Below are 25,192 nucleotides of genomic sequence, written 5' to 3' on the forward strand. Positions count from 1 at the left end.
ACTAGTATCCTAAAAACTCTTTAACTCTTTTTTCATGTTCAGTTTGGCTATCATCTATTGTTGTTGTAGATGTATTTTTATTTTCTAATTTAGCTAACTTTTTTTCTAATTCTACAAGTTCTTCATCTCTTTGTTTTTCTTGAAGTTTTTTTCTAATAGCCTCTTTTTTTAACCTAATTAATGAATCAGCTAAATATTTATCCTCTAAGTTTTTTAACTCAGCTAATTCATTTCTTACAAAAGTAATATCTTTTGTTTTTGGAATCATATATGGAGTTACAATTACTACTAAATTGTTCTTTTTAGTATTATTAACTTTATTTTTAAATAACTCTCCAAATAATGGAATATCACCTAATAATGGAACTTTCTGATTAGTACTTTCTGTTTTATTTTCTATTAATCCACCAATAATTACACTCTCACCATTATTTAAAATAGCAGTTGTTTTAATCTCTTTTTTAGATGTATCTGGGTTTCCACCAGTATTAGTTGTCTTAACTCCTTCTAATATCGTACTTATTTCTAAGGTAACTTTTGTATCATTTGAAATTCTTGGTTTCACTTTTAATGTTAAACCAACATCTTCTCTTTTATAATTTGCATTTTCATCTCCACTATCAGAAAAAGAGGACGAAGTTTTAATAGATATTGTTTCACCAACATAAATTGAACTCTCTTTATTATTTATTGCTAAAATTGAAGGTTCTGATACAATATCTAATGCTCCATTTTGTTTTAGAAGATTTAAAGAAGCCCCTAATGCAAGCCCTGAGGTTATATTTGGAATAGTTAAGTTTAAAGAATCTATAACATCATTTATAGAGTTTGAACCTCCATTTAAACTTGAGGAAAAAGCTGCAAGTCCATTATTTCCTACTTTTCCACCAAAAATTCCATAAGAGACTCCTATTCTGTCAACTAGTTCATCATTAACTTCAATAATTCTAGCTTGCACATAAACCTGTGCTTTTTCTTTATCTAGCTCATTGATTAAAGCTTTTACATAATCTAATTCATCAGATGGTCCCATAACTACAATAGAGTTTGATTCTTCATCTATTGAAGCAAGTGGTTTATCATTTGGGTCAACATAAACTTTTTTACCAATTATTGCATCAATGATTTTAATTACATTAGTTGCTTCTACATTTTTAAGAGGCATCACTTCAACTTCTCTTTTTATTAGCGAGCCTTGTGTGTCAATATTTCTTATGTATTTTGCTAGATAATCTATATTTTGTTTCTTACCAATTAATACTAAAGAGTTATTATCTTTATTACTTATAATTGCAACTTTTTCTGTCTCAATTTTTTGATTAAATTTTGATTTTGAAATTTCATCTAAATTCTTTTTAGCATCACTTGCAATAATATTTTCTAAATTTACTATTAGTGAATCTTTTTTACCACCATAAGTCATAATAGAAACTACTTTTCTAACTGTTTCAATATTATCACTAAAATCTGTCATTACTAAAGAGTTTGATTCTTTATTTGTTACAAGCTTTCCATTTTTTGAAATTAAGTGTCTTATTTTTGAAGCTATGTAATCTACATCTGCATTATATACTGGGAAAACAGTAGTTACCATTGATAGTGCTGTGTCATTGTTATATCCAGTTATAACAGGGACATTACTTTTTGCACTTTCATTTAATTTTACGATTCTTAAAATATCATTACTAGCAACTAGAGAAAATCCTTTATCTTCTAATACAAAAGAAAGTATTTTTATTAACTCACTTTTATCTAAAGGTTTATTTGATATGAAATCTACATTTCCATTGATATTTTCTGTAACTAAGATATTTTTATCAATGATTTTTGAAGTTATCTTCACTAAATCCATAATTTTTAAATCTTTAAAATTTATATTAATTTTTTCTTCTTTTCCATAAAGATTAAAACTTAGTATAAATACTAAAAATAGACTACTAATCAATTTCATAATTCAACTCCATAATTTCATTGTTTCTTAAGATTTCAATATTTAAATATTGTGTTTTATTTATTTCATTATATACTTTAAAAGCATCAGCATAAGATGTTAAAACTGTATTGTTAATCGATTTTATAACATCACCTCTTCTTAAACCTAATTTATCAAAAGCAGAACCACGAGCTACTCTAAAAACTTTAAAACCATCAATTTTATTATCTTTTTTTATCTCTTTTATAGCAACATCTCTCCAAACTTTTTCTACATCATTTACATAAGTATTTAAATAGTTTCGACTTACTTTTACAACATCATTTTTTACTACAATATTTTCTTTAATACTGTTTTTATTAGTTGACATTTCATAGGAGATATTCTCTTTTGTTTTTTCTAATTCAAGTTTATACTCAACTGCTGCTTTTTCAAAAATCACATGACTTCTATATAGTTTTGTTAAAATATATCCATCTAATTCTTCCCATTGAGAAAGAATATAACTTTTTGTTCCATTACTACTTTCAACACTTGCCCATCCACTATTATCCTCTTTAGAATAAATAGCTTTTAGTTTATATTTTGTTAATGATGTAACTTCTTCTTTTTTAGTCTCTTCTTTCTTCTCTTGAACTACTTGTGCTTTAGAAGAGTAAAAGCCACTAAATTTTCTAAACTCTATTCCAATATCATCTTTTTTACTAAGTTCTACTCCACTTTTTGGCAAAAATACAAATAAAACTGCATTTATAAAATATGCAAGTAAAGCAAGAAAAACAAAAGGTAAAAACTTTTTAATTATAAGATTAATAGTTGTACTCATAAGTATACCTTCCATCTTTTTGTTTCATCATTCTTAAAACATTTGAATAATTACTTTTCATTTTTGAGTTTGCATCAAAGTTTATAAATATTTTTTTCTCTATAAAATCTATATATCCATTTATATTTCCATATTCACTAAAACCTTCTATTTTAGCTTTTAAGGGGTCTAGTATTGAATGTGTAACTGAGATATTTGAGATTGGAGTTGGAGCCATTTTTGATATAGCAGGAGCAAATCTAAGAGAATTTAACTCTATTTTTGTAAAAAATATAAAACTACTAATATCTAATTTATTTATATTTGCAAAATAAACACCTTTAAAATAAACATCTGCACCACTAATTTTTAAGGCATAAAGATTCTCTTGCAAAAGTTCATCAGATATTACAACACCTTGCTTTTCTAAAAGTTCTTCACCCTTAAAATATATATTTTCTTTTGGTAAAAAAACAAATAAGAAAATAAAAAAAGCTAAAATATAAACTATAAATTTTAATAAAAACTTCATTATTTCACACTCACTTCAAGATTTATTGAATCTTTTTTAATATCAAGTTTCTTTAAAACTAAAGGTTTATTTAATATTTTATTTAAAAAATTATCTAAAATCTTAGGATCATTTGATTCTATTTTTACTTTTAAAACATCACCTGTTTCGACAAATAAAATCTTTTCTTTTGAAAATGCTCTATTTTTAATGATTGCATTTATTGTATTATTTGCATATTTTTTATCGCTCCATTGTTGCTTTAAAGATTTATAATCTTTTGCTTTTTGCTCAAAAGTATTAAATTCAGATACTTTTTCTATATACTCTTTTTTTGTATTATTTAATACATAAAAAGATACAAAAACAGTAGTTAAAGCTAAAAATATAAGATATAAAGGATTTAATCTTTTCATAATTCAATCCTTACTGTTAAATTTAAGCCTTTAGTTTTTGAAGAGAGCACTTTGTACTTTTTAGAGATATAGTCATCTACTTTTGCTTTATTTGAATCTATTAAATTCACTTCTAAAACATTTTTTTCTAATGATAAATTTAAAAGATTAAACTCTTTATTTTTAAAGATATAATCAATTAATTCTCTCTTTTTTATCTCTAGCTTTGCATCTTTTTTATAAGTATTAACAATAGAGTTTAATTGAAGCATACTACTAGGCATCTTATTTGATGTTTTTAAGGTCTCTATTTTATCTTCAATTTTAGATATCTCAGTGTTATAATCAGAAATTTTAAAAATATTAATAAAAGCAAAAATTAAACTTGCAGCTATTATCATATATATTTGTTTGCTATTTAAAAGATTATTGTAAAGCTTTATATCAACTCTATTTGATGAGAGAGTTATATTTTGAATCTCTTCATTAATATCTTTATCTTCACTTAAAAGTGCACTAGGGATTTTTACTAAAACTCCATCTTTTGTATAAGAAAAAGCTTTATTTTCACACTTAAATTGAGGGATTTCTTTACATTCATTTTGGGCAAAATATACAGAATTTACTAAAGATAGATTTACTCCACTATTTTTGATTGCATCAAATACTTTCTTATTTTCATAAGCAAAACATAAAAATTTATCATCTGGCAACTTTTGCACTTGATAAGATAATTCTCTAACATTTTCTAAGATATCTTCAAAAAGTGTTGGTAATACATGCCTTGCTTGAGTTATAGATTTGACAGGTATATCAAAAATCCTAACCCAATAAAGCTCTGGAGAAATAATAATATCTACTTTATCTTGTGTATCAATAATAGTATCTTTACACAAGAAGACTTTTTTACTTTTATTTGAAACTAAGCTCAAAATACTTTACCTGTCCTTCTTTATCTAAAATATAATATGCGTTTGTGATATCTTTTAAGTAATCAAGTTTTATAAATAATTCATAAAGTTGACCCTCTTTATTACTTAAAAAACCTAAAAACTCTTTAACTTCTAAAATTTTATCATCATAAGTATCTTTAATAAAACTAGTTAATATATTATCTAATTGCTTATTAGACTCTATTTTATTGGCTCTTAAAAGATAAGCTAAATTATCAATATTAAAAACCTCTAAGTCATTTAATCTATCTATTGTAGATTGCTTTATCCCTTTATCACTATTATTTAAATCATTTAGATTTACTTTGTCATATACTCCTAATCTAAATAATATATCAATATTTTTTATATTTAATGGATAATAACTATCTTGTTGCGCTTCAATAATAGATTCTACATTTTCTTTATTTTTTGCTAATAATGAACTAATCTCATTTTGAACATTTTTGATTAACATCATTGATTGAGTTTTATTAACTTTACTATTTTGTTCTTGAACATAAATATCAGTATCTTCAAGATTTTTTAAAATAAGTGCTGAAATTGCTGTAATAAATAGTAAAGATATTAATAAAACTATCGATTTTTTCATACTAGCCTAAATTCATAGAAAAAATTGGTAATAACATTGAAATTACAATAAATCCAATAGTAACACCTACAAAAAGCATAAAAACTGGTTCAAGTAAAGATAAAAAAACATTGGTTTTATCTTTATTTGCTTCATTATATAAATTTGCAAGATTATTTAAAATCTGCGATAATTTACTTGTATCTTCACCAATAGCAATAGAATGAATAAATGCATCATCAATTTTATAAGTTTTATTTGCAACTAATAAACTTGAAAGTTTTTTACCTTCAACAACACTTGAACTTGCATCTACAAAAACTTTTTTTATAACAGAATTCTTTAAAATATTTGCACTTAAATTAATAGCTTGAACTATTGGAACACCTGATTTAATTAAAATTGAGTTCATGTAAGAAAATCTAGCTAATTCACCTTGTTCTATCATTGTTGAGAAAAATGGGATTTTTAGACAAAATTTATCAAAGGCATATTTAAATGCATCTGATTTTTTTAATAAAAAGATAAATAAACCAATAAAAGATATCAACCCAAGAATAATTAAACCATAGTTTGCAGAGAAGAAATCCCCAAGAGCAATTACAATTTTTGTACTTGTGGGTAAATCTTGATTAATCTTATCAAAGATACCAGTAATCTTTGGAACAACAACACTTAACATAAACCCAACCATAAAAAATGACACAAAAAGGATAAATAATGGATAAATAAGAGAAGATGAAACTTGTTTTCTAATAGCATCTTGCTCTTTTAAAAAAGCTGCAAGTTCCATCAAAACAGACTCTAGTAAACCACCATTTTCACTAATTTTTATTGATTGTTTATAAAACTCAGGAAGCTTAATAGCATCTTGCGCATCTAAAGCCTGATAGAAAGTTTTACCTTCATCTAAATAAGTTTCAATAGACTCAAAAAAAGAGCCTAATTTCTTATCATTTTTATATCTTTGTTTTAAAAGATTTATAGCAGAAATCAAAGAAATTCCTGAGTTTAAATAAATACTTAAATCCCTACTAATATAAGATAAAGAAGAGAGATTTAAACTCTTTTTTCTTTTAAAAGAAATTTTTGAGAAATTCAGACTATCTTCAAAAAGTGAAGTGTATAAAATACCCTTTGCTTTTAATTTTGCTTTAGCTTCTTCTAGGTTTGCTGCTTCTACTTTTGATTTTACTTTTTTACCATTACTATCAAAACCACTATACTTAAAAAGCATCTCTAACCTCTACTTCATCTAAATAAAATTTTTCCAAAGCCATTTGTAAATCATCATATTTTTTAGGCTTATTGTATATTGAATTAAAAACATAAACCCCAAAATTTTGAGTGTCTAGAATAAACTCATTTGTTTTATAGTCATTATTGATTTTGAATTCAAAAACTACATCATGATTTATATCATTTATTTTAACTTCATCAAACTCTACTCTTATTTCATTTTTATTGTATTCATAAACCTCAGGCATTTCACTAAAAAAATTTTCTATTTTCATACCTTCATTTATGATATCATCAATTTTTACAAAGCAAGTAAAATCATCTTCAATACATACAAAAGATAACTCTTTTTGAAATTCATAGTTATTTAGTAAAAAACTTTTTAGATTTTCTAAACCTATTTTTTCTTTTTGCTTTGACATATCAAAAGAAGAGTTTGAGAACATTAAAAAATAAGTTGTAAAGATAATCAATACAACTATAATAAGTTCTATTAGAGTAAAAGACCCCTTCTCTCTAATAGATTTCATTCTTATTGATTACACTTTGAATAATAAATATCATCTTCTGTATTTTCTTTTTTATCAGCACCATAAGATACTAAATCAAAACCATCTTCTGTTGATAGATAAATAAATTCACTTCCCCAAGAATCTTTAGGAGTATTACCATCTTCAAAATATTTTTTCTCAATTAAAATATTTAATCCCTCTTCAGTTGTAGGGTATGAAGATGTATCAAGTTTAAACATCTTTAATGTTTGAGCCACACTTTTCATTTGTACACAAACTAGTTTATCTTTTGCTTCATCACTTTTACCTGTTAAGTTTGGTAAAACAAACATTGCAAGTAATCCTAAAATTATGATTACAACCATTAATTCCATTAAAGAAAATGCTTTTTTCAAATTTCTTCCTCTTTATTTTTATATACATTATATAGAAAGCTTACTAAAAAAACATGAAAAGTTACAATATTATTACATGTAAAACGTTCTATATACAAACTGCAACTATTTTACTAAAAGAATGTCTCAGAAATGACTCATTTATTCTTTAAATTGATTTTCTATTAAAATATTTTAACACTTCTAGGTAATATTTGAGTAAGTTTTTCAAACTCTTCATTTGATAATTGAATATTCACATTAACATTTTGTGAAAAATCTTTTGATTTTATAATAATTTTTTCTTGATTTAAAGTATATTCGATTTGAGATAATTCATTATATTCACAATTTATAGTCTTAGAAATTAGTTTTTTATATTCATAAAATTCACTTATTTTGATAACTTCATTTACACTATCTCCATAAGCTCTCACTAATCCACCAGTTCCTAGTTTTATTCCACCAAAATATCGAACTATGATTACACCAGTATTTATAATATCAGCACCTGCTAAAACGGCAAGACTTGGTTTTCCACTTGTTCCTTTTGGCTCTCCATCATCACTACTATTTTCAACTATTTGGTCAAACTCATTTAAATATCTATAGGCATAAACAAAGTGCCTACCTTTTGGGTGTTCGTTTTTAAGTCTAGTCATTACTTCATCAAACATTTCATAAGGCATTAAATGTGCTATAAACTTAGACTTTTTTTCTTCGAAAGTATGGCTAAACTCTTTTTGAACAAATTTCAACTATAATTCCACCTATGAGATTAGATTTATATTTAACTACTACATTTGATATTCAAAGTAGAAACAAAGCTTCTGAACTAATAAAATCAAACAAAATTAAATGTGATGGCGTGATTATAACAAAACCATCATTTAATGTTGAAGAGCATCATAAAATTGAGATTTTAGAAGAGGACTTTTATGTTTCAAGAGCTGCTTATAAACTAAAATATTTTTTAGATGAAATAAAGCTTGACCTATCAAATCAAAATGCACTTGATATTGGTAGTAGTACTGGTGGATTTACACAAATATTACTTGAAAAAGATGTTAAAAAAGTTACTTGTGTTGATGTTGGCTCTAATCAACTACACGAAAGAATCAAAGAAGATAAAAGAATCTCTTTTTTTGAAAACACAGATGTAAGAGATTTTAAAAGTGATGAAACTTTTGATATAGTTACTTGTGATGTATCATTTATCTCTATTTTGTATATTATTGAAGATATTAATAGATTATCTTCAAAAGATATTATCATACTTTTTAAGCCACAATTTGAAGTTGGTACAAATGTAAAAAGAGATAAAAAAGGTGTAGTAAAAGATAAAAAAGCTATTGATTTAGCAAGACAAAAATTTTTAGATAAAACTATTGAATTAAACTGGAAATTAAATTACTCAAGCTTTAGTAAGCTTCAAGGAAAAGATGGAAATGAAGAACAGCTCTTCTATTTTAGTAAATAAACAAACTATTACTTCAATTGCAATTGGAGGATTTGATGGAATGCATGCGGCCCACCAAAAACTTTTTGAAAGACTTGATGAACATGGAGCAATTGTTTCTATTGAATCAGGTTATGCAAACCTAACTCCAAAAAGATATAGACAAGAGTATAGTAAATATCCTATTTATTACTATGTACTTGATAACATCAAACATCTTGAAGGGGATGAATTTATAAGACTTATAAATGAAGAGTTTCCAAACTTACAAAAAATAGTAGTTGGATTTGACTTTTGTTTTGGAAAAGATAGAAAATACGATACACAAAATTTAAAAGAACTATTTCATGGTGATGTTGAAGTAATTGAAGAGTATAAAATAGGTGGGATTGCTGTTCACTCTAGATATATTAGATACTATTTAGCTGAAGGAAATATAGAACTAGCAAACACACTTTTAGGAAAAGAGTATAAAATCTATGGAGGAAGAATCAAAGGTCAAGGATTAGGTTCTAAAAGTTTTGTTCCAACAATTAATTTAAGAGTAAATGAATTTTTGCTTCCAAAAGAGGGAGTTTATATCACAAAAACTATTTTAAATGAAATCGAATATGATTCAGTAACTTTCTTAGGTCATAGAGTTACTACAGATGGTAGTTATGCTGTTGAAACACATATAATTGATGAAAATGTTGTTGAAAGAGATTATACTACACAAATAAAATTTCTAAAAAGAATACGAGATAATCAAAAATTTGATAGCTTTGAGGAGTTAAAAAAGCAGATTCTAAAAGATATAGAATCTGCTAAGAAGTTTTTTATTTATGGAAGATAATCTTGTAAATCAGTATCGATATTAACTTCAAATAATTCATCAGTATCTAAAATCCATACTTTTTCACCAACAGTTGGTGTATTATCACTAAAGAAAATAAACATTTCATTATCATCAAATATACCATCTGGTACATTTGTACTTCCAGCATCTTCACAAGTTACAGCGATTTTGTTATTACCAAAATCTCTCCATTGTCCAGAACAAGACCAGCTACCACCATCTACATCACTTCCATATTCTCTATATGAACCACCTGACATAAATATAGCTTTAGCTTCACCCCAAGCATCTGAGATGTCAACAAATTTGCCTGAAACAAAAGAAGTTATACTACCAGTATTTGATAAATCTGCAATATGCCCAATAGTAACTTGGAATGTTTCTGTACTATCTTGAATAGTTGCAGTTGAACCATTTGTAATCGTTGAAGAAGGAAACGTAATTACTACTTCATCAGAAGTTCCACCTGCAGAACCTACTGGAGTTGAAGTACCATCACAAGTTGTACCAATTTTATTATTTCCAAAGTCTAACCATTTACCTGTACAAGTATATGTAGTTCCAGTCATATTTCCATTATCATCCTCATTAGGACCTACTTCTACATATGTTCCATCTGCATAAAAGTTAGCTTGTACATATCCATAAGTATCATAAGCAATAAGTGATTTTCCTGATACTACTGAAGATAATGTTCCTGATGAAGATGATTCATTTGAAGTCTCAACAATATCAGAAATAGCATCAATAGTTTCAGTACCACTTTCTTCACCATCATTGTAATCAAATGATGAACCAACTGCAGGTTGTTCATTAAATGTTAATGTAAATGTTTGTTCTACACCTAACTCATCTGAACATTCTGAAGTTACGCTAATAACATTTGAATTTAAAGACCATGTTCCAGAACAAGTTCCTAAAGTTCCACCACTAATAGTATCATCAAATACTTCACTATAATCTCCACTACTAGCAAAACTAACTTCTACTGAACCATATTCGTCACTAATAGAAATAGTTTTACCTGAAATCATATCTTCAGTTAATTCAAAAGGTACATCAGCTAATGCAGCAGCTAATTCAGTTTCTGTATAATCTACAAGTTCTACATTAATATATTTTGTGCCATTACTAACATTTGATTCATAATATGTAATTGAATATCCCGTTTCAGTTAATGCTAATAAATCATAGAATCCTTCGGATTCACTATTTAGCTTAACTTGACCATTTTCAAATGTTCCATAAGATAAAGTTCTTGTATAACCTTCTCCACTATCACCTAAAACAATATTATCTTCTGTAAAATAATATGTTTCATTCTCAATAGTTAATTTCTTTCCTTCTAACTCATCTTTAGAAAAATTGATTTTATCTGCTTCAAATTCACTTAAAATAGTTACACCAGTCTCTGTAACAAGATCTTGTTCTATATAAGTCAAAATTTCATCTAAATCTTCTGTTTCAGGTAAATTATCTTTTAATGAATTAAACTTAGTTGATAATGAACTAGATTCATCTTCAATGTCATCTTCAATGTCATCATTTGTATCATCATCATCCATTAAAGCAGGATAGTTAGTAAAAATTGCAGCATTTAATGATAATATATTTGCATTTGTATCAGCTGGGTCAGTAATTAGTAAATCATCATCGCTTGCACCAGTTAATTCTTTTAATTTCTCTAATTTTGCTTTACCTTCTGTAGTTGTAGTATCACCTAAATAAGTAGTAATTGGTGTAACAACTTTAGAATATGAAGATAATTTTCCACTAAAAGGATAATCTCCAGCATCAATAATACCATTATTATTTACATCAACATATCCACCTGTAACTTCAATAGGAAATGCAATTTCTCCAGAAAATGAATATGAGTTAGAATAAGTTCCATCCGTATTCATATCTTGTGTTCCTTGTTTTCCATTTTGGTCAACTGCAGTTGCCTTAATTAATGGTCCTTTTGTAACGGGTACACTTGTTGAACTTGTTGAAGAAGAACTTCCTCCACCACAACCAACTAGAACAGCAGCAGCTAATGTTGATAACACTAAACTATTAATTTTTTTCATTTTTGCTCCTTAAATTTTAAATGAATAGATGTCACAATTCATTTACATTTTAAAATTCTAACAATAAAATGTCTCAAAAATGACTCATTTTTGTATTAATAATAAAATTTGTAAAAATATAATTTTTTTATTAGTTTTTTTATCAATTATAATTAATCCTCATTTAGCTAAAATATCTACTATGATAGATAAAGTATTTGAAAAAAGTATTACCAAACAATTTGAGTTTGATGAAGAGGTAGCATCTGTATTTGATGATATGTTAAATAGATCAGTTCCTTATTATAAAGAGATGCAAAGATTATCAATAAACTTTGCCTGTAATTATCTTAAAGATGAAGATTATGTTTATGACCTTGGTTGTTCAACAGCATCAACTTTAATTGAACTAAGTAAACACTGTCAAGCAAAATTAAATTTAATAGGTATTGATAACTCTGAAGCTATGTTAAATAGAGCAAGAAAAAAAGCTAAAGCATTTGGCGTTGATATAACTTTAATAAATGATGATTTACATAATATTGACTACACCAATGCAAAATTAATATTATCAAATTATACCCTTCAATTTATAAGACCACTCCAAAGAGAAAAACTTGTAAAAAAAATATATGATTCACTTCAAAGTGGTGGTATTTTTATTTTTAGTGAAAAAGTGATATCATCTGATTCAACTTTAAATAAACAATCAATAGATGAGTATTATGAGTTTAAAAAATCTCAAGGTTACAGCGAGTTTGAAATTTCTCAAAAACGTGAAGCTTTAGAGAATGTTTTAATACCATACACTCAAGATGAAAATATAAAAATGATATTAGATGCAGGTTTTTCTCATTGTGAAACTATATTCAAATGGGTTAACTTTGCCACATTTATTGCAATAAAAAAATAAAGGATTATTATATGTTAGAAATAGGAAGTATTGCTCCAAGTTTTTGTGCTCCAAATCAAGATGATGTAGAAATTTGTTCAAGAGATTTATCAGGAAAATGGATAGTTTTATATTTTTACCCAAAAGATTTAACTCCTGGTTGTACAACACAAGCTTGTGATTTTACTGAAGCTCTTCCTCAATTTGAAGATTTAGATGCTGTTATTTTAGGTGTAAGTCCAGATGATAGTGAAAAACATAGAAAATTCATAGAAAAAAAAGATTTAGAAATAACTTTATTATCTGATACTGATAAAAAAATGTGTGAAGATTATGGAGTATGGCAACTAAAAAAATTTATGGGTAAAGAGTATATGGGAGTTGTAAGAACAACTTTTATTATTGATCCTGATGGAAAAATTGCAGCTATTTGGGATAAAGTAAATGTAAGAAAGAAAAAAACTGTAAAAGGTGAAAAAATTGAAATCTTGCATGTAAATGAAGTTAAAGAAAAACTTCAAGAACTACAATCTAACTAACTAGGATTTTATATGAAAATTTTAAATAAACTTTTGATAGGTGCTTTATCAACAATATTTTTAGCAAACCTAGCAAATGCTCAAACAACAGTTTGCTACAAAAATAACTGGGATACACCTTCAACTATCGAATCAATACCCCTTGAAGGAGATGTTTGTGAAGGTAAATATTCACTTAACGATATGAAAAAAGATGGATGGAATGTCCTTGATATAAAAATTGATTCAGATCAAAACAAATTATCATATAAGTACTTTTTAGTAAAAGGTGCTGTAACTAATAATGAAATAAATACTCTAGCAACAAACAATAGTTCAAATTTTACAATTAGACCACTTGGCGTAAAAATTGAGAATATACAAAATAATAAATCGACAATAAATATTGGAAATTTAATTGTAGGTTCAAGCGGAATTGTTGTTCATGTTTATGATAATGACAAAAGACTAATAGTATCAAATGCAAAAGTAATTGAATCAAATGCAAATAGTTCAATAGTAGAATTTTTTGATTTTAATGATTTAAAACAAGATGCAATTCCTACTTCAAATAAAAAAGTACAAATTAATGATATTTTAGTATTAAACTATATGTATCAATCATCACTTGTAATTGCACCTACACAAGAGACATTTAAAATTGTAAGATCAAACTTCAAATACAATAATTTTTTACATTCAGATTTGTTTGCAGCACAATTAAAATTTGACTCACAACCTTTTCCATCAAAAAAAGATATTCAAAATTTTGCAATCAAACAAAATATAGGAACTATATTTGTAGTAGCTAATAAAAAAGTACATGTTTTAGATAGTAAAACTTTCGAAAAACTAGCAAGCTATGACATTCCTTACAAGAATGAAGATTTTTCTATGCCATTTTACTCAAGAGTTGAAAAAATAGATACAGACTTGTTTACATTAAACTTTTCTATACCATTTATAGGAGAGAGTAAACCAAAAACATATGAAGCATATTATAAAAATATTTTAGGATTAAATTAATGATTAATAAAGAACATTTAGATTACTTCACTTCAATTGTAGGTGAAGAAAATATTAAATATGATAAAGCTCATCTAATTGCTTATTGTTATGATGCAACTAGAGAGAGATTCGAACCAGATGCAGTTGTTTTTCCAAGAGATGAACAAGACATCTCAAAAATATTAAAATATTGTAATGAACACAAAATTGTAATTGTACCAAGAGGTGCAGGTTCAGGTTTTACAGGTGGTGCATTGCCTTCAAATGGTGGTATTATCTTAAGTTTAGAAAGACATATGAATAAACTACTTGAAATAGACATGGAAAATATGGTGGGAGTTGTTCAACCAGGACTTATCAACATGGAGTTTCAAAAAGCAGTTGAAGAAGTTGGACTATTTTATCCACCAGATCCAGCTAGTGAAGATTACTCAACGTTAGGTGGAAATGTATCAGAGAATGCAGGTGGAATGAGAGCAGCAAAATATGGTATTACAAAAGATTATGTTGTAGCATTAAGAGCCGTTTTACCAAATGGTGATATTATTGTTGCAGGTAAAAAAACTATCAAAGATGTTGCAGGATATAACACAGCTGGTATCTTAATTGCTAGTGAAGGAACTTTAGCAATTATTACTGAAATCACTTTGAAACTTATTCCAAAACCAAAATTTAAGCAAACTTATATGGGTATTTTCCCAGATGTTAATAAAGCGATGAATGCAGTATTTAAATCACTAGCAGCAGGAGCTAATCCAGTTGCAATGGAGTTTTTAGATGCATTAGTAATTAAAGCATTAAAACAAAAATTTCCACAAGTTGAATTACCTGAAAATGCAGGTGGAGTTTTAGTAGGAGATGTTGATGGTTCATCACAAGCTGAAATTGACTCACAACTTGCAACACTAAAAGAGTCTTTTGCAAAATATGGTTCAATTGATTTTATCGAAGCAAGAGATGAAGATCATGGTAAACAACTATGGTTTGCAAGAAGAAATGCAAGTCCTGCAACAATGATTTATGGAACTAAAAAATTAAATGAAGATATATCAGTACCAAGAAGTAAACTTCCAGAAGCATTAGATGGAATTTATGCAATTGGTGAGAAATATGGCTTTAATGTACCTTGTTTTGGACATGCAGGTGATGGAAATATTCATGTAAATGTAATGGTAAAAGATAAAACAAATGAAAAAGAGATGCATGATGGACATAAAGCAATTGAAGATATCTTCCAGTTTGTTGTTGATATGGGTGGGACACTTTCAGGTGAACATGGAATTGGTTTATCAAAAGCTCCATTTATGAATATTGCATTTACTGATGCTGAAATAAACTTATTTAAAAATATCAAAAAAGCATTTGATCCTAATAATATTTTAAATCCATTTAAAATGGGATTATAATGTCTTATGAATAATCAAAGTGAAAGCAGTTTAATAAAAAGAGTCTTTAATGCTATAGACTCTTTTTTTAATGATGATACAACATATTACGCTGCCTCACTAAGCTTTTTTACAATTTTTTCTATACTACCAATAATTGCATTGATACTTGCAATTATCTCTTCATTTCCAGAATTTAATAGTTATGTCGATATTTTTACAAACTATATTTTTGATTTATTAAACCCAACTCACTCGCAAGATATAGTAAATACACTAAAAGATTATGTATCAAACTCTAGCAAGCTAGGATACATAGGAATTATATATATGCTTTTTGTATTTATTATGTTTTTCAAAGACTATGAGTACATTGTAAATAAAATCCATAGAACAAAAAGAAAAACAATTCATGGTTCATTTATTTTCTATTCTGTTTACTTAGTACTCTTAGCAATTGTGTATGCAGCTTTTAATATAGCTCTTTCATTTTATGAAAACAATTTATTAAATCAGATCTTTTCATACCTTTTTTCATGGTTGATATTTTTTAGTTTATTCAAACTTAGTGTAAATAGAGAAATAGATAATAAAGCTGCTGTAGCATCATCTTTAATAACTTTAATTACATTATCTATAACAAAAAACTTATTCGTTTATTATGTAATATATAATAAAACATATACAACAATATATGGCTCTCTTGCTACACTTTTATTTACATTCTTTTGGATATATATATCTTGGATAATATACCTATATGGAATTAAAATGTGTCATAAACTAAATATTCAATCAAAGGTCTAAATATGAAAAAATTAACTACGTAACTTTTATTATTTGTAACAATTGCCAATGCAAATGAACAGAATAGTTCTTATTTAGACTTAATCATAAAAGAAACAAAAGATTATAGAAAATTCATACATGAATCTCTTGTAAACTCTGCTTCTACAGTTGATAACTATTATTTTGAAGATAAGAATAAAAATATTCAAGATTATCATTCTACATATGGAATTATAGAATTATCAGCTTTTTACAATGAAGATAATAACCTAAGTTTTGATCAAAGAATTAAAATAAAACTAAAATTACCAAAATTAAAAGATAGACTAAGGTTAGTTATAGAATCTGATGAAGATAGACAATCAAAAGATTTCGTAGAAAATCATACAAAAAACAAAGATGATAATTTTAACCTAGCCCTACTTTATAGTAAAATTGTTAATGATTCTATTGACTTTAATACAAAACTAGGAATTAAATTAAATAAGGGTTTAGATCCCTTTATAAAATCTACAATAGAAAAAAGATGGGATAATATTAATAGTTTTGACTTTATTTTATCTCAATCATTAAAACAGTCAGTTGAGAAAAAACTAGAATCAACTTCCTATTTTAAAATATCTAAAGAACTAAGTACTAACTTTTATTTACATAATTACAATGAATACTATTGGCATTCTGTAAATAAAGAAAACAGTGACTTTTTTCATTCTGTTTATCTAAATCAAAGAGTTAGTAATAAAGATCTAATAAGCTATGAAATAGGGACAAATATAAATAATGAATATAGTAACCTAAGAATAAAAAGAAATAGCATTAGCGTTAAATATAGACACTATTTTAAATCATGGCTGTATAGTGATATTATTCCAGAGAATTATTATAGATATGAAGACAATTTCAAACCAAAGTTCGGATTAAGATTTAATCTAGGTATAAAATTCAATAAAGATTCATATTGATAATCAATTATAATAAAAAATAGTAGAAAGCAATAGGAAATAAACTAAATAAAAATGTAAGACTAAATAGTAAAAAAGGGAATAAAAAAGAGAATAGCAGAATTAATAAAAAAGCTGCTAAAAAAAAGCCTACCTAAACAGACTTAAAAAAGAATGCTTAGATAGGCTATTTGTAAACTCAAGAGCTGGCAGCGGCCTACGTTTCCACACCTGAAAGGTGCAGTATTATCAGCGATGAAGTGCTTGACTTCCAGGTTCGGAATGGAGCTGGGTATTTCCACTTCTCTGTAACCACCAGCAATATGAGTAAAGAAGATACTTATAAAGTATACTCTTTACTCACATCAAGATAGTCTTGAGTGTAAAGATAATGTTAAAGTCTTAAGCTCTTAAAAAAATTGACATTTTTTCAAGGTAACGCTTTACAATTTTACACTGTTTATTAAGTAAACTTAATAAGATAGTAAACCAAGAAATTTATAAAAAAAGCCAAACGATCTATTAGTACTGGTCAGCTAAACGCCTTACAACGCTTACACATCCAGCCTATCAACCTCGTAGTCTTCGAGGGATCTTCAGGGAAAGTTCATCTTGGAGTTGGCTTCGAGCTTAGATGCTTTCAGCTCTTATCACATCCGTACGTAGCTACCCAACGATGCTCTTGGCAGAACAATTGGTACACTAGTGGTACGTTCATCCCGGTCCTCTCGTACTAGGGACAAATCTCCTCAACTTTCCTACGCCCACGGAAGATAGGGACCGAACTGTCTCACGACGTTCTGAACCCAGCTCGCGTACCGCTTTAAATGGCGAACAGCCATACCCTTGGGACCTGCTCCAGCCCCAGGATGCGATGAGCCGACATCGAGGTGCCAAACCTCCCCGTCGATGTGAGCTCTTGGGGGAGATCAGCCTGTTATCCCCGGCGTACCTTTTATCCTTTGAGCGATGGCCCTTCCACACAGAACCACCGGATCACTATGACCGACTTTCGTCTCTGTTCGACTTGTATGTCTCACAGTCAAGCTAGTTTATGCCATTATACTCAACTGGCGATTTCCATCCGCCATGAACTAACCTTTGTAAGCCTCCGTTACTTTTTAGGAGGCGACCGCCCCAGTCAAACTACCCACCAGACATTGTCCTGAAGAAGGATAACTCCTCGCAGTTAGTAACTCAAATATTCAGGGGTGGTATCTCAAGGATGGCTCATACTCTACTGGCGTCTAGTAATCAAAGCCTCCCACCTATCCTGCACATGAATATCCAAGCTACAGTGTCAAGCTGTAGTAAAGGTGCACGGGGTCTTTCCGTCTTTCCGCGGGTAGGAGGAATTTTCACCTCCACTACAATTTCACTGGATCCCTGGTTGAGACAGCTCCCATCTCGTTACGCCATTCATGCAGGTCGGTATTTAACCGACAAGGAATTTCGCTACCTTAGGACCGTTATAGTTACGGCCGCCGTTTACTCGGGCTTCGATCAAATGCTTCGCTTACGCTAACATCATCAATTAACCTTCGAGCACCGGGCAGGCGTCACACCTTATACATCCACTTACGTGTTAGCAAAGTGCTGTGTTTTTGGTAAACAGTCGGGAGGGACTCTTTGTTGCAACCTCTTTAGCTTTTGAGAGCAAGTCTCTATACTAAAGTAGGCACACCTTATACCGAAGATACGGTGCTAGTTTGCAGAGTTCCTTAACCAGGGTTCTTCCACGCGCCTTAGAATACTCATCCCACCTACCTGTGTCGGTTTACGGTACGGGCAACATATAATATACTTAGTGGCTTTTCTTGGCACGACAGTATCATCGATTCTCTATCATCTCCGAAGAGCGTCAAGAGCCTGTAAGATCTCGGTCTAACGATACCCGGATTTGCCTAAGTATCAACCTACGTCCTTCGACCCACTATTCCATCAGTGAGCTCGATTAACTCTATGCGTCCCCACATCGCGCTTATATGTTGGTATTGGAATATTAACCAATTTGACATCGTCTACCCCTTTCGGACTCGACTTAGTTCCCGACTAACCCTACGATGACGAGCATCGCGTAGGAAACCTTGGGTTTTCGGCGAAGAGGATTCTCACCTCTTTTATCGCTACTCATGCCTGCATGCTCACTTCTATCCGCTCCAACGCTCCTTACCGGTACATCTTCTACGCTGAATAGAACGCTCTCCTACCACTCAATTAAAAATTGAATCTAAAGCTTCGGTGTACATCTTAGCCCCGTTATATTTTCCGCGCAGAATCACTAGACCAGTGAGCTGTTACGCTTTCTTTAAAGGATGGCTGCTTCTAAGCCAACCTCCTGGTTGTCACAGTAACTCCACATCGTTTTCCACTTAGATGTAACTTAGGGACCTTAGCTGTTAGTCTGGGTTGTTCCCCTCTCGACATAGGATTTTATCACCCTACGCCTGACTCCTGTGATTACACATATAGTATTCATAGTTTGATAGGGTTTGGTACCGCGGTAAGCAGCCCTAGCCCATTCAGTGCTCTACCCCTATATGCTACTACACAAGGCTATACCTAAATATATTTCGGAGAGAACCAGCTATCACGAAGTTTGATTGGCCTTTCACCCCTATCCACAAGTCATCCGGGGACTTTTCAACGCCCATCGGTTCGGTCCTCCACTGGCTCTTACACCAGCTTCAACCTGCTCATGGATAGATCACTTCGTTTCGGGTCTGCAGCATCTGACTAAGGGAACCCATTAAGAACATAAAGTTCTTAATGGGGACCCTATTTCGCCCTATTAAGACTCGCTTTCGCTACGGCTTCGTACTTGACTTAACCTTGCCAGATACCACAACTCGCAGGCTCATTATGCAAAAGGCAGTCCGTCACCCTGATAAATCATAGGGCTCCGAATGATTGTAAGCTAATGGTTTCAGGTTCTATTTCACTCTCCTCGCTGGAGTACTTTTCACCTTTCCCTCACGGTACTTGTTCACTATCGATCTGTAAGTAGTATTTAGGGTTGGAGGGTGGTCCCCCCATATTCAGTCAAAATATCACGTGTTCCGACCTACTCGTTCCATACCTTAGTTCCACATAAAAGATTTTAAATACGAGACTATCACTCTCTATGGTGTATCTTTCCAAATACTTCTTCTATCTAATATGCTAAATGTATGCGCCCTATTCCGCGTTCGCTCGCCGCTACTGACGGAATCTCAATTGATTTCTCTTCCTCTGGCTACTGAGATGTTTCACTTCACCAGGTTTGCCTCCTCGAAAGGATAATATAGCTCGCACTATATTGGGTTGTCCCATTCAGAAATCTCTGGATCAATGCCTCTTGACGGCTCCCCAAAGCTTATCGCAGTCTAGTACGTCTTTCATCGCCTCTTACAGTCTAGGCATCCACCATTAGCCCTTAATAGCTTTTCAAATAACTTAGTAAACTAAGCCACCTTTTTTCTTAATAGTATTTCTACTATTTTTTGAATAATTATTCCTTGGCTACTATCTTATTAAATTTACATTTAATAAATATAGTTGTGTTTTAAATTGTTTCTTTATTAACTTATATCTATATCGCTATAAATATTCGCTAGAAAAATTTTAAGACTTTAACATTATGTTTTTAAATATCACAAGATTATTCTCATAATCTTTATAAACTGAATATATCAATTAGTTTTTCTATAAATGTTTCGAGTTAAGAAACGAATCTTAACTCTTTCTCTGAAAGGAGGTGATCCAACCGCAGGTTCTCCTACGGTTACCTTGTTACGACTTCACCCCAGTCGCTGAATCCACTGTGGAAGGTAGCTACTTTAGCATCCCTGCTTCGAATGAGTTCAACTCCCATGGTGTGACGGGCGGTGAGTACAAGACCCGGGAACGTATTCACCGTAGCATAGCTGATCTACGATTACTAGCGATTCCAACTTCAAGTAGTCGAGTTGCAGACTACTATCCGAACTGGGAGATATTTTTGAGATTTGCTCCACGTCACCGTATCGCTGCTCTTTGTATACCCCATTGTAGCACGTGTGTAGCCCTGGTCGTAAGGGCCATGATGACTTGACGTCGTCCTCACCTTCCTCCTACTTGCGTAGGCAGTCTCGTTAGAGTTCTCAGCCGAACTGTTAGCAACTAACGACGAGGGTTGCGCTCGTTGCGGGACTTAACCCAACATCTCACGACACGAGCTGACGACAGCCGTGCAGCACCTGTATATAAGTTTCTGCAAGCAGACACCAATCCATCTCTGGAAAGTTCTTACTATGTCAAGACCAGGTAAGGTTCTTCGTGTATCGTCGAATTAAACCACATGCTCCACCGCTTGTGCGGGTCCCCGTCTATTCCTTTGAGTTTTAATCTTGCGACCGTACTCCCCAGGCGGTACACTTAATGTGTTAACTGCATTACTGCAAGGTCTAGCCTCACAACAACTAGTGTACATCGTTTAGGGCGTGGACTACCAGGGTATCTAATCCTGTTTGCTCCCCACGCTTTCGCGTCTCAGCGTCAGTAATGTTCCAGTAGATCGCCTTCGCAATCGGTATTCCTTCTGATCTCTACGGATTTTACCCCTACACCAGAAATTCCATCTACCTCTCCCATACTCTAGATAGACAGTTTTGGAAGCAGTTCTATGGTTGAGCCATAGGATTTCACTCCCAACTTATCTATCCGCCTACACGCTCTTTACGCCCAGTGATTCCGAGTAACGCTTGCGCCCTCCGTATTACCGCGGCTGCTGGCACGGAGTTAGCCGGCGCTTATTCATATAGTACCGTCATTATCTTCCTATATAAAAGGAGTTTACGCACCGAAATGTGTCATCCTCCACGCGGCGTTGCTGCATCAGGGTTTCCCCCATTGTGCAATATTCCCCACTGCTGCCTCCCGTAGGAGTCTGGACCGTGTCTCAGTTCCAGTGTGACTGATCATCCTCTCAAACCAGTTAAGCGTCATTGTCTTGGTGAGCCATTACCTCACCAACTAACTGATACTGTACAGGCCGATCTTGAAGCTATAAATATTTCCCTTGCAAACTTTTGTTTTAAAGGCATATAGGGTCTTAGCAGTCGTTTCCAACTGTTATCCCCTTCTTCAAGGCACATTACCTATATATTACTCACCCGTTCGCCACTTAGCTGACAGTATTAGCAAGCTAATACCCGTTCTCGTTCGACTTGCATGTGTTAAGCACGCCGCCAGCGTTCACTCTGAGCCAGGATCAAACTCTCCATAAAGTGTTTGAAACTGACAATTTATGTAACTTTGCATTCTAAAAAAATTTGCATTTTTTCAGAGTACTGCAATTTTAGTTACAAAATTATCACTCATTGTTTAGCTTAAAGCTAAAAATAAAATTTTTACATTCTATTTAATAGACAAGAATTTTTATTCTTGTTTTTTTATTTAACATTTATTTAATTATCTTATTGATAATATTCAGTTTATAAAGATTACTCTTCTTTAAACTTTATTTCTTTTTAAAGATCGTTAACTCTCAACTCATCTCTCTTCCGTTTGATGTGTCTCAGTCAATTTGGACGGGAATTATAATAGATTCTTGACCCTTTGTCAAGGGGTTTATGCTTAAATTTAACTTAAATTTTTAAATTCCTCCCTTTCCCACCTTTTTACTCTGTTTCTATTGGGTTTTTTACCCCTTTTTGTTTAATTTTAATCAATTAGATTAATTTTTATACATTATAAAAACTTTTTATATAATTTAATTAGATATAATATATACAACTTAATAAGGAGTATACATTATAATGAGTTCATCTATATTTAGAGAATATGACATAAGAGGAATATTTGAGAAAGAGTTAAATGAAGATATAGTTAAGAAAATTGGTTTTTATTTAGCAAAGGCGTTAAAAAAAAGAAATAATGATGCAAAGTTTATAGCAGTTGGATATGATGCAAGAGTTCATTCGCCAGTTTTAAAAAAATGGCTTACTTCAGGAATAAACAATGCTGGTTTAAAAGTATTAGATATGGGATTAGTTCCAACACCAGCTAATTATTACTCAAATTTTACATCTTTCAATCAATTAAGCACTGATGGCTCAATTATGATTACGGGGAGTCATAACCCTCCTGAATATAATGGATTTAAAATTACTTTACAAAAAGACCCATTCTTTGGTGAAGATATTTATGCATTAGGTAGAGAAGTATTAAATGATGATTCTACTATTAAAGATAATGAAGAAACTACATTCATAGATACAAAAAATGCTTACATTGATTATATTGTAAAAGAATTTTCTCATTTAAAACTAGAGAATAAAAAGTTCGTATTTGATTGTGGTAATGGTGTTGCGGGCGTTGTTTTAAGAGAAATTCTAGATAAACTAAATATTAAATATAAAATATTATTTGAAGAGCCAGATGGGACTTTTCCTAATCATCATCCAGATCCAAGTGATGAGCATACACTAGAAGATGTCAAAAAAGAGCTTGCGAGTGGAGAGTTTGATTTTGGATTTGCATACGATGGAGATGCAGATAGAATTGCACTACTTTCCCCTAAATACAATTTTAAAGGTGATATTTTAGCAATTTTCTTTTCAAAATTTATAGAAAATCCAACTGTAATTGGTGAAGTAAAATGTACACAAGTTATGTATGATATTATTAATTCATATGGAAAAGCCATTATGTACAAAACTGGTCATAGTAATCTAAAAGTGAAAATAAAAGAGACAAATGCAGATTTTGCAGCTGAAGTTTCAGGTCATTTATTCTTTAATGATAGATATTTTGGTTATGATGATGCGATATATGCTACATTTAGAACATTAGAATTAATTGACCAAGGTTTTGATTTCGATACTGAATACGAATCTTTACCAAAAGTTTTCTCAACACCTGAAATCAATGTTACAGTAACAGAAGAAACAAAATTTAAGATAATTGATAATTTAAAAACTGCATTAGAAAATCCTCCTTCTTATATACCAACTATTAAAGATATTATTACAGTTGATGGTATTAGAGTTATATTTGAAAATGGTTGGGGATTAGTAAGAGCTAGTAATACTACACCGAAGCTTGTTACTAGATTTGAAGCAGATACAGTTGAAAATGCTACAGTTTATCAAGATGCATTAATGAAATTATTTGAAGAAATTAAAGGAGATATATAAAATGATAAAAAAATGTTTATTCCCAGCAGCAGGATATGGTACAAGATTTTTACCTGCAACTAAAGCTATGCCAAAGGAGATGTTACCAATTCTTACTAAACCACTTATCCAATATGGTGTTGAAGAAGCTATGGATGCTGGATGTAATGTAATGGCAACAATTACTGGACGTGGAAAAAGAGCAATTACAGATCATTTTGATATTTCATATGAATTAGAACACCAAATCAAAGGTAGTGAAAAAGAAAAAATGCTTGCTGATATTAGACATATTATTGACAAGTGTACATTTACTTATACTAGACAAAATGAAATGAAAGGTTTAGGTGATGCAATTTATAAAGGTAAAGTTTTAGTTGGAGATTCTGACCCATTTGCAGTAATATTAGCTGATGATTTATGTGTAAATCCAGATGGTGATGGAGTATTAAAACAAATGGTAAAACTATATGAAAAATACAAATGTTGTATTGTTGCAGCTATGGAAGTACCTAAAGAAGAAGTGCATAAATATGGAGTAATAGAAGGTAAAGCTATGGAAGATGGTGTTTATGTAGTCTCTAATATGGTTGAAAAACCTGAGACAGATAAAGCTCCTTCAAACTTAGCAGTTATTGGAAGATATATTTTAACTCCTGATATTTTTGAAATGATTAAAAATACAAAACCAGGTAAAAACGGTGAATTACAAATTACAGATGCACTTTGCGATCAAGCTAAAAAAGGTATGGTTTTAGCTTACAAATTTAAAGGTAAAAGATTTGATTGTGGTTCAGTTGATGGATTTGTAGAAGCAACAAATTATTTTTACGGTTTGGAAAAAGAGAAAGAAAAAAAGAAAAAATAGTATTTATAAGGCAA

Annotated in this window: 20 protein-coding genes and 3 rRNA genes; 9 read left to right on the forward strand and 14 right to left on the reverse strand. The window is 30.3% G+C overall.

The window, feature by feature from the left end; translation table 11 throughout:
• Position 1: 1 nt before the first annotated feature.
• The 10 genes from APAC_RS09320 to APAC_RS09365 form a co-directional block, all read right to left on the reverse strand.
• Positions 2-1,951: a secretin N-terminal domain-containing protein gene (locus APAC_RS09320; RefSeq protein ID WP_170170150.1), complete on the reverse strand. Its 1,950-nt coding sequence runs from the start codon at positions 1,949-1,951 to the stop codon at positions 2-4.
• Positions 1,938-2,759, reverse strand: coding sequence for a PDZ domain-containing protein (locus tag APAC_RS09325; RefSeq protein ID WP_130233840.1), 822 nt, complete (start codon positions 2,757-2,759; stop codon positions 1,938-1,940). The genes APAC_RS09320 and APAC_RS09325 overlap by 14 nt, the downstream gene beginning before the upstream one ends.
• Positions 2,743-3,270: a hypothetical protein gene (locus APAC_RS09330; protein ID WP_130233841.1), complete on the reverse strand. Its 528-nt coding sequence runs from the start codon at positions 3,268-3,270 to the stop codon at positions 2,743-2,745. Before APAC_RS09330 ends, APAC_RS09325 begins: the two co-directional genes overlap by 17 nt.
• Positions 3,270-3,665, reverse strand: coding sequence for a hypothetical protein (locus APAC_RS09335; RefSeq protein ID WP_130233842.1), 396 nt, complete (start codon positions 3,663-3,665; stop codon positions 3,270-3,272). Before APAC_RS09335 ends, APAC_RS09330 begins: the two co-directional genes overlap by 1 nt.
• Positions 3,662-4,576: a hypothetical protein gene (locus APAC_RS09340; protein ID WP_130233843.1), complete on the reverse strand. Its 915-nt coding sequence runs from the start codon at positions 4,574-4,576 to the stop codon at positions 3,662-3,664. The genes APAC_RS09335 and APAC_RS09340 overlap by 4 nt, the downstream gene beginning before the upstream one ends.
• Positions 4,557-5,189, reverse strand: a complete 633-nt coding sequence (locus APAC_RS09345) for a hypothetical protein (protein WP_130233844.1) — start codon at positions 5,187-5,189, stop codon at positions 4,557-4,559. Before APAC_RS09345 ends, APAC_RS09340 begins: the two co-directional genes overlap by 20 nt.
• 1 nt (position 5,190) lies before the next feature.
• Positions 5,191-6,405: a type II secretion system F family protein gene (locus tag APAC_RS09350; protein ID WP_130233845.1), complete on the reverse strand. Its 1,215-nt coding sequence runs from the start codon at positions 6,403-6,405 to the stop codon at positions 5,191-5,193.
• Positions 6,395-6,937, reverse strand: a complete 543-nt coding sequence (locus APAC_RS09355; protein ID WP_130233846.1) for a hypothetical protein — start codon at positions 6,935-6,937, stop codon at positions 6,395-6,397. Before APAC_RS09355 ends, APAC_RS09350 begins: the two co-directional genes overlap by 11 nt.
• A gap of 2 nt (positions 6,938-6,939) precedes the next feature.
• Positions 6,940-7,314 (reverse strand): type II secretion system major pseudopilin GspG, encoded by a 375-nt coding sequence (gene gspG, locus APAC_RS09360; RefSeq protein ID WP_130233847.1) that lies wholly within the window; start codon positions 7,312-7,314, stop codon positions 6,940-6,942.
• 164 nt (positions 7,315-7,478) lie between these two features.
• The gene (locus APAC_RS09365; RefSeq protein WP_130233848.1) at positions 7,479-8,051 is read right to left on the reverse strand and encodes a YigZ family protein; all 573 of its coding nucleotides are present in this window, start codon (positions 8,049-8,051) and stop codon (positions 7,479-7,481) included.
• Between the two features lie 14 nt (positions 8,052-8,065).
• Between APAC_RS09365 and tlyA the strand changes: the two genes are divergently transcribed.
• Both tlyA and APAC_RS09375 read left to right on the forward strand, forming a co-directional pair.
• Positions 8,066-8,773, forward strand: coding sequence for a 23S rRNA (cytidine-2'-O)-methyltransferase TlyA (gene tlyA / locus APAC_RS09370; protein WP_130233849.1), 708 nt, complete (start codon positions 8,066-8,068; stop codon positions 8,771-8,773).
• The gene (locus APAC_RS09375) at positions 8,742-9,587 is read left to right on the forward strand and encodes a bifunctional riboflavin kinase/FAD synthetase (protein ID WP_130233850.1); all 846 of its coding nucleotides are present in this window, start codon (positions 8,742-8,744) and stop codon (positions 9,585-9,587) included. The genes tlyA and APAC_RS09375 overlap by 32 nt, the downstream gene beginning before the upstream one ends.
• Here the strand turns inward: APAC_RS09375 and APAC_RS09380 are convergent.
• Complete coding sequence (locus tag APAC_RS09380) at positions 9,575-11,662, reverse strand: hypothetical protein (protein ID WP_130233851.1); 2,088 nt, start codon at positions 11,660-11,662, stop codon at positions 9,575-9,577. The genes APAC_RS09375 and APAC_RS09380 overlap by 13 nt on opposite strands.
• Positions 11,663-11,843: 181 nt before the next feature.
• On the opposite strand from APAC_RS09380, the gene cmoA reads away from it, so the two are divergent.
• The 5 genes from cmoA to APAC_RS09405 are packed head-to-tail and all read left to right on the forward strand — an operon-like array spanning position 11,844 to position 16,251.
• Entirely contained in the window at positions 11,844-12,554 is a 711-nt protein-coding gene (cmoA, locus tag APAC_RS09385) for a carboxy-S-adenosyl-L-methionine synthase CmoA (protein WP_130233852.1), read from the forward strand.
• Positions 12,555-12,565: 11 nt separating this feature from the next.
• Positions 12,566-13,072, forward strand: coding sequence for a thioredoxin-dependent thiol peroxidase (gene bcp, locus APAC_RS09390; RefSeq protein ID WP_130233853.1), 507 nt, complete (start codon positions 12,566-12,568; stop codon positions 13,070-13,072).
• Between the two features lie 12 nt (positions 13,073-13,084).
• Positions 13,085-14,077, forward strand: a complete 993-nt coding sequence (locus APAC_RS09395) for a plasminogen-binding N-terminal domain-containing protein (protein WP_130233854.1) — start codon at positions 13,085-13,087, stop codon at positions 14,075-14,077.
• Positions 14,077-15,465 carry an FAD-binding oxidoreductase gene (locus tag APAC_RS09400; protein ID WP_130233855.1) on the forward strand — a complete coding sequence of 463 codons (1,389 nt, stop codon included), beginning with the start codon at positions 14,077-14,079 and terminating at the stop codon, positions 15,463-15,465. The genes APAC_RS09395 and APAC_RS09400 overlap by 1 nt, the downstream gene beginning before the upstream one ends.
• Before the next feature lie 6 nt (positions 15,466-15,471).
• Entirely contained in the window at positions 15,472-16,251 is a 780-nt protein-coding gene (locus tag APAC_RS09405) for a YihY family inner membrane protein (RefSeq protein ID WP_130233856.1), read from the forward strand.
• Between the two features lie 1,127 nt (positions 16,252-17,378).
• Here APAC_RS09405 and rrf read toward each other — a convergent pair.
• The 3 genes from rrf to APAC_RS09420 form a co-directional block, all read right to left on the reverse strand.
• A 5S ribosomal RNA gene (gene rrf / locus APAC_RS09410) occupies positions 17,379-17,494 on the reverse strand.
• Between the two features lie 181 nt (positions 17,495-17,675).
• Positions 17,676-20,603, reverse strand: a 23S ribosomal RNA gene (locus APAC_RS09415).
• Positions 20,604-20,903: 300 nt separating this feature from the next.
• A 16S ribosomal RNA gene (locus APAC_RS09420) occupies positions 20,904-22,420 on the reverse strand.
• Together the 16S, 23S and 5S rRNA genes form the textbook arrangement of a ribosomal RNA operon.
• Positions 22,421-22,951: 531 nt before the next feature.
• Here APAC_RS09420 and APAC_RS09425 point away from each other — a divergent pair.
• Complete coding sequence (locus tag APAC_RS09425) at positions 22,952-24,331, forward strand: phosphomannomutase/phosphoglucomutase (RefSeq protein WP_130233857.1); 1,380 nt, start codon at positions 22,952-22,954, stop codon at positions 24,329-24,331.
• A 1-nt stretch (position 24,332) separates the two neighbouring features.
• On the forward strand, positions 24,333-25,178 hold the full coding sequence (galU, locus tag APAC_RS09430) for a UTP--glucose-1-phosphate uridylyltransferase GalU (RefSeq protein ID WP_130233858.1): 846 nt from the start codon (positions 24,333-24,335) through the stop codon (positions 25,176-25,178).
• Positions 25,179-25,192: the final 14 nt, after the last annotated feature.

The sequence above is a fragment of the Malaciobacter pacificus genome, assembly GCF_004214795.1.
Lineage (GTDB): Bacteria > Campylobacterota > Campylobacteria > Campylobacterales > Arcobacteraceae > Malaciobacter_A > Malaciobacter_A pacificus.